3 protein-coding genes and 1 pseudogene are annotated in these 6,267 nt (G+C 33.2%); all 4 read left to right on the top strand.

The annotated features are described in order from the left end of the window. Positions 1 to 215 precede the first annotated feature (215 nt). Positions 216 to 3,293 (top strand): SusC/RagA family TonB-linked outer membrane protein, encoded by a 3,078-nt coding sequence (locus HMPREF2660_RS02555; RefSeq protein WP_070485534.1) that lies wholly within the window; start codon positions 216 to 218, stop codon positions 3,291 to 3,293. A gap of 4 nt (positions 3,294 to 3,297) precedes the next feature. Continuing rightward, the gene (locus tag HMPREF2660_RS02560) at positions 3,298 to 4,617 is read left to right on the top strand and encodes a RagB/SusD family nutrient uptake outer membrane protein (RefSeq protein WP_070485535.1); all 1,320 of its coding nucleotides are present in this window, start codon (positions 3,298 to 3,300) and stop codon (positions 4,615 to 4,617) included. Beyond that, complete coding sequence (locus HMPREF2660_RS02565) at positions 4,617 to 5,546, top strand: phosphodiester glycosidase family protein (RefSeq protein WP_013599023.1); 930 nt, start codon at positions 4,617 to 4,619, stop codon at positions 5,544 to 5,546. The genes HMPREF2660_RS02560 and HMPREF2660_RS02565 overlap by 1 nt, the downstream gene beginning before the upstream one ends. Positions 5,547 to 5,814: 268 nt before the next feature. Then, a pseudogene (locus HMPREF2660_RS02570) lies at positions 5,815 to 6,072 on the top strand (carbon-nitrogen hydrolase); the annotation flags it as partial. Positions 6,073 to 6,267 lie beyond the last annotated feature (195 nt).

Here is a 6,267-nt window from a genome sequence, read left to right on the forward strand (position 1 = left end):
TCATTGGTATAGACCTTTGCTAATTTTGTAAATCTTATTTTCAATGTCCTGAATTTAGGTTTTAATCCAATTCGAGGAGGAATTATTTTTATTTAAACTAAACTAAACTAAAATTAACTTAAACCTTCTAAACTTCATGGTTTTGTAACATATCGTTAAGTTTATATTTACAATAAGGTATAATAGGAAATATAATTTTGAATAAAATTTTTTAGATGTTTAAACAAACAATTTCTTTATGCTTACTGTTTGGATTAATTCAAAATTTACCTGCACAGAATAATCCAAATGGAAATTTTCCTTCCAGTCAATATCAAAATGAAGAGAGAATAGTAATTTATGATGAATATGATGCTGTAGTTTATGATGCAAAAATTACCATTGAAGGTGTGGACCAAGTGTTTTATACAAATGCTGAGGGTTTTGTAAATATACCTAAACAATATATTGGTAAAAGATTCGAAATCAATACCAAGGGTTATGAAATTTTTGAAGGAATTTTAGAAGAGCCTTTTGCTTATACCATCCAAATGGCTGAAATTAATCAATTAGATGAAATTGTAGTAGTTGGTTATGGTGATAGTTCACAAAAAAAATTAACGACTTCTATTTCAAAAGTAAAAAGTGACGATGTGTCACAACGTAATATCACATCGGCCAATCAAATGTTGCAAGGACAAGTGGCAGGTGTAAATCTCACAGTGAGCAATGGTACACCTGGAGCAAGATCACGAGTGAACATACGCGGGGTTTCATCAATCAATGGTGATAATGAGCCTTTATATGTCATTGATGGTGTTCCCATTTCTAAATCGGATGCAAGTTATAATTATTCGGGTGAATTTGTGCAAGATCCTTTGTCGTTAATCAATCCGAGCGATATCGAATCAATGGATGTGTTAAAAGATGCTGCTGCAACAGCAATTTATGGGTCTCGTGCTGCAAATGGTGTTATAATTATCAACACCAAAAAAGGAAAAACCGGTAAACTGCGTTTCTCGATTACAAATCTTACAGGTGTCCATACCATGCCCAAACGTTTAGTTTTGTTGAATAGTGAACAATACATCGCATTACAAACCGAAGCTGTAAACAATTACAATAACGATTTTGGATACACTTCTACAAGTCCTGGTTATATAAGCATAGACAAAGTTTTGGGAAATGTGCCTGATCCTTTAAAAGATATCGGTTGGCAAGACATGATTATCAATAATGCTGCATATTCTACCCAAACTGATTTTTCTGTTTCGGGCGGAAACGAAAAAGTGAAATCTTTTAATTCTTTAGGCTATGCTTATCATGAAGGTTTGATAAAAAAAAGTTCGTTGAAACGTTATACTTTTCGCTCGAATGTAGAATATAAACCTAACAAAAAATTTGATTTAGGATTTAACCTATCGGGAAGTTTCACCCATAGCACTTCAATTCCGAACGGAAATCAAGGGACAGCTTTGTTTCAACGTTCATTGGAACAACGACCTTACGATTCTCCTTACCTTGCTGATGGAAGTTATGCTGTTGGAGGAAAAGACATTTTGCGTCACAATGCCTTAATTATTTTGGATAAAGATCATACCAACGATAAAAACTATCAAGCACTTATGAATATTTTTGGTGTATATCATTTTTGGAAAAATTTCAACTTTAAATCAAGCTATAATGCCGAGCTTAGATTGGGGCATGGGAACAGAAGACAAGAAATCGGACATCCTTACAATGGTGGTTTGGGTTGGGTAAACGATATGCGAAATACGCGTTATAGTCAAACTTTCGATAATGTATTATCTTATAGTAATCGTTTCAATGATTTTGAATTAACCGCTATGATTGGACATTCTTATTTTTCTGATCATTATACTTATAATTCAGTCACGGGAAGAGAATTTCCTTCGAATGATTTTCACCATATTAATGCAGCAACCATTGTTACAGGTTCTAGTTCGTTATCCGAATACGCTATCGAATCATATTTTGGACGATTAAATTTAGGCTTTGATAATCGTTATTTACTTACTGCAACTATTCGTCGAGATGGCTCATCAAAGTTTAGTAAAGCACATCGATTTGATTATTTTCCTTCTTTTTCTGGTGCTTGGATTTTCTCTAACGAAGAATTTTTACGTCATGTAGATTTTATAAGTTTTGGTAAAGTTAGAGCAAGTTGGGGAAAAACTGGAAATCAAGACGGAATTGGCAATTACGATTATTTTGCTTTGGCACAAGGTGGCTATAATTATGACAACACTACTGGACTGAGTATTACGGCCATTGGAAATCCAAATTTGAAATGGGAGATTAATACGCAAACAAATTTTGGTTTAGACTTGAGCCTTTTTAAAAATAAACTTCATTTTACCTATGATTATTTTATCAAAACTTCGAATGATTTGCTTTACAATGTTCCCGTTTTACATACCAGCGGTTTTTCGAGTATGACGCAAAACATTGGTGAAATAGAGAATAGAGGTCATGAATTTTCGTTAAACTCAACCAATATTTCGAACAGAGATTTTAGTTGGAATACTAATTTCAACATTGCTTTTATACAAAACGAAGTCAAAAGTTTATTGGGCGAAGGTGTCAATACCATTGGTGGTTGGAATGCTATTATAGAAGGTCAACCTTTGGGTGTTTTTTATGGTTATAAACACGAAGGAATATATCAAAATGAGAGCGAAATTCCTGCAAGTTTGTATGCACAAGGTGTAAGACCAGGTGATATTCGATTTGCAGATTTAGATGGTAATGGACAAATCAACTCTTCTGACCGTACGGTTATTGGTGATCCTTATCCCGATTTTTTCGGTGGTTTAACAAATACCTTTAAATATAAAAATGTCGATTTATCGATTTTTGCAACCTTTTCGCTCGGTAATGATATTGTAGCAAGCTGGCGAACTGGTTTGGATCATTTGGGAGGAACCGATTACAACAATATTTTAGAATCTTACGAAGATCGTTGGACTGGGCCTAATACTTCTAATTGGACACCACGCGCAACCAAAAGTAGTTGGAATAGGAAAAACAGTTCATATTATATAGAAGATGGTTCGTATTTGCGTATCAAAAATATTACGTTGGGCTATACTTTACCTTCATCTTTTTTAAAAGAAGCTAGATTTGATAGTGTAAGAATTTTTGGTTCAATTAATAACTTATTAACGTTTACCTCATATTCTGGTTACGATCCAGAAGCTGTAAGCGGCATTAATGCAACCACTTTTGGAATCGATAATTTGGTAACACCACAGCCTAAATCTTTTTTATTGGGTATCAATCTTAATTTTTAATGCAATGAAAATTATAAAACATACAATCAAAATTTTAGCACTTAGTGTTTTAACTTTTGGCACTCTCACTTCTTGTCAAGACGAATTAGATATCTATTCAGAAAATGCCATTTCTCCCGAACAAATTAACAAAGAAAACATTCAATTTTTCTTAAATGGTTTATATGATAATTCTACACCTATCCGAGATGATTATTTTTACAATGATGTCAGAGGTGGTAATTATACATGGACGGCATTATCCGGAAACAACAGTAAGTTTGGTGTTTTGATTACCGGAAATGGACTTGACGACACCAATGTTTTTTCGTCAAGTTATTGGCAATTCTGTTACAGCAATATATATAATGCTAATAATTTAATTGCTGCTTCAGAAAAATTAGATGAAAAAAGAATTAATGCCGAAACTAAATTTATACGTGCAGCCATGTATTATCATCTGGTTACCATGTTTGGAGATGTGCCACTTATTACAACCAATACAGTAGAAAATTTACCACGTACACCCAAAGAAGAAGTTTGGAGTTTGATAATAAGCGATTTAGATTATGCGATTGAAAATGCCCAAAATTTGAATCAAACTTCTTCGTCAAGAGTTTCGAAAGAAGCAGCCAAAGCATTCAAAGCACGTGTTTTGTTATATTTAAACATGAAAAATGAAGCAACAAATATAGCTTTAGAAGTTATTAATCAAAGTAATTTAGCGTTAGATAAAGATTATGAGCGTATTTTTAGAGCTACAGCTTCTTCGACTGAAATTCTTTTTGCGTATAAAAATTTAACTACTGAATCTAACGTGCGTTTATCGCAACTATTTTGGCCTTATGGTACCACTTGGGCAGGTTCTTATTTCGTACAACCATCTGATTTTGTTTTGAATGAATTGTACGAAGAAAATGATCCGCGAAAAGATATAAATATCCAAAAAATCGTAAATTCAGATGGAACCTTCAACATGATAATAAGCAAATATACCGATGTTCAACCTTTAATTTTTAATCGATTAGCTGAAATGTATTTTATTGCTGCAGAAGGTTTGGGTAAAGATCAAGGTTTAATGTATTTGAATCAATTACGATCTGCTCGAAGTTTACCTCATTTTACGGCTCAAGATTTCAGTTCTGACGAGGCTTATTTAGAAGCCGTTTTATTAGAAAGACGTCGCGAATTATTCAGTGAAGGTTTTTTGTTTCAAGATTTAGTGAGAACTGATAAAGCCATTGACTTACCTAATATTCCAACCAAAAATCATTATGTAATGCCTTTGCCTGGAAGCCAAATCATATTATCAAACGGAGTATTAATTCAAAACGACGCATACTAATGAAAAAATTATTATTAGCACTCATTGTCATTTCATTTATTCAAAGTTGTGCAAGTGTTCAATCTATCGAGAAAACAGACAATCTTTTATTGGATCGTAAAGGTTGGAAAATTAATGAAATCGAAGATGGTATTACCCATTACGAATTTCCTTCACAATATTATCATGCTTTCAAATCTTATCAAAATGTGAATGTATTAGCCATTCATCCACAGCATAATAAATACAAAATTGATTTTACCGAGATTAATCCTCGTGATAGCATTTCTGCTGTTGGAAATAAAAATGAAAATGCCATTTTTGCCATCAATGGAACATATTACGAAAAAAATGCAAACGCAGGAAACTCAACTTCATATTTCAAAACTAAAAATCAATTAATCGATTCGGTACAAGTAAAGCCTGGTACCTTATATTATTGGAAACACGAAGGTGCATTTTATATGACCAATGAAAAAGTAGGAATTGTGAGAGGAAATAATAAAACTTACAATGATTTGAATGCTGCAAATATAATGTCTGGCTCTCCTCTATTAATCGAGAATTATCATCCATCGGGTCTACATTTTACACGTAATATTGTAGAAAATTTGAATGACTTAAATTACGAAAATCCCGATCGACATCAAGGTGTAAGACATCCACGTACCGCTGTTGCCATTATGCCAAACAATGTTGTACTTTTTATAGCAGTGGATGGTAGAAACGACAAAGCAGCGGGTATGTCTGCGAAAGAATTGACAGAATTTTTGATTACATATTTCAACCCAAAAGATGCATTAAATATCGACGGTGGTGGTTCGACTACATTTTGGTTACGTAACGATAAAAGATCAAAAACTGGTGTCATCAATTATCCAACTGATAACAAAAAATTCGATCATAATGGTCAAAGGCGGGTGAGAAATGGTTTTATGATTGTAGAATAAACACCTTCTTAACATACCATCTTAATAAACCTGCTTCTAACAAATGCAGTCTGAATTCATTTTGGACTGCTTTTTTTATTTCTATATATTAATTTAATTTATCATCCAGAAGTATGATATTCTTATCCAAATTTATAAAGTTATTCTGTGATTTGTTTTTCCAATAATTTTGCTAATGCCTTGGCTCCACAATTAGGAATTGCAGATAGAGTAACAATGTACAAGCAGGTAAGGTAGCGGACTTGGATGGTGTTGCGTAGATTACTTTGATATTCAGTTTTCTCAATCGGCTGTTTTCACACCTTCTGATTTTGCTTTTCCTACCAACGGGGTGAAATCAGAAGCCACACCCAATACAGAAATGGTGCTGATTACCGATGTGGATTTGTATGCACTCAAAGATTTACATGAATATGGGACCGTGAAAACCCTGAAAGATCGCCGACACGATATGTATCGTGTAATGCAGCTTAATGTTGCTACAGTAGAAAAGCCAAAAGAATCTCTACAGAAAAATAAGGATTAGCCAGAATTTCCAATGTTATTTCGGTAGAAAAAAGAGTTGATCATTGATGTTTTTAATGATCAGCAGTGGCTGAATGTTTTTCTTGTAAAAAAAGAGAACAAAATAAATAAAAAACTCCGTTAAACAAAACGTTTAACGGAGTTTTTGCGTGATCATATACCCGCAATCGGTTATTTTTTTATGAATTTTGTCGAA

It is taken from the genome of Weeksella sp. HMSC059D05 (assembly GCF_001809725.1).
GTDB lineage: Bacteria > Bacteroidota > Bacteroidia > Flavobacteriales > Weeksellaceae > Weeksella > Weeksella virosa.